A 1,218-nucleotide genomic window follows, 5' to 3' on the forward strand; every position below is an offset into this window, starting at 1 on the left:
TTAGGGACATTATCTGCGCTGCCGAAGCTTTGCAGTACTATCAGGTTCGTCATCCCATGCGGATTTACCTACACAGAATATAACTACTCCCTTTAACGCACTATTCCGTAAGTGCGCAGTCCTTTCACTACTCCGTTACCCCATCGAAATTATAGCAGGTACTGGAATATTCACCAGTTTGCCATCAGCTGCGCCTCTCGGCTTTGCCTAAGGACCCGACTAACCCTGATCCGATTAACGTTGATCAGGAACCCTTAGTCTTACGGCGATAAGATTTTTCATCTTATTTATCGTTACTTATGCCTACATTTTCTTTTCCAAACGCTCCAGCATATCTCGCGATACACCTTCAATGCAGTTTGGAATGCTCCCCTACCGATTCTTACCCCTAGGGCAGAATCCTAAAGCTTCGGTTGTATGTTTGATGCCCGATCATTTTCCGTGCTCAAACCCTCGACCAGTGAGCTGTTACGCACTCTTTAAATGAATGGCTGCTTCCAAGCCAACATCCTGGCTGTTATAGGATTTGAACTGCGTTTGTTCAACTTAACATACGATTAGGGACCTTAGCTGTTAATCTGGGTTATTTCCCTCTCGGCCATGGACCTTAGCGCCCACAGCCTCACTCCCGTTCTTATATCATAGCATTCGGAGTTTATTAGGGTTTGGTAGGCGGTGAAGCCCCCTAGCCCAATTAGTAGCTCTACCTCTATGATACCTTTAAACGAGGCTGTTCCTAAAAACATTTCGGGGAGAACGAGCTATCTCTCAGTTTGATTGGCCTTTCACCCCTATCCACAGGTCATCCCATAGCTTTTCAACGCTAATGAGTTCGGTCCTCCAGTTTGTGTTACCAAACCTTCAACCTGCCCATGGATAGATCACAAAGTTTCGCGTCTACCCCCACTGACTATAACGCTCTGTTAGAACTCGCTTTCGCTGCGGCTCCGCAACTTAAGTGCTTAACCTCGCCAGTGAGGAGTAACTCGTAGGCTCATTATGCAAAAGGCACGCCGTCACCCTTTAACAGGCTCCGACCGCTTGTAGGCGCACGGTTTCAGGAACTATTTCACTCTTCTGTTCGAAGTGCTTTTCACCTTTCCCTTACGGTACTGGTTCACTATCGGTCTCTAGGGAGTATTTAGCCTTACCAGATGGTGCTGGCAAATTCATACAGGATTCCTCCGGTCCCGCACTACTCAGGATACCACTCGTCCA

Annotated in this window: 1 rRNA gene; it reads right to left on the minus strand. The window is 47.4% G+C overall.

Annotated features, from left to right (window positions below):
• Positions 1-1,218: ribosomal RNA gene (locus tag BMZ54_RS32660) — 23S ribosomal RNA — on the minus strand; the annotation flags it as partial.

The organism is Chitinophaga rupis, assembly GCF_900109685.1.
GTDB classification, from domain to species: domain Bacteria; phylum Bacteroidota; class Bacteroidia; order Chitinophagales; family Chitinophagaceae; genus Chitinophaga; species Chitinophaga rupis.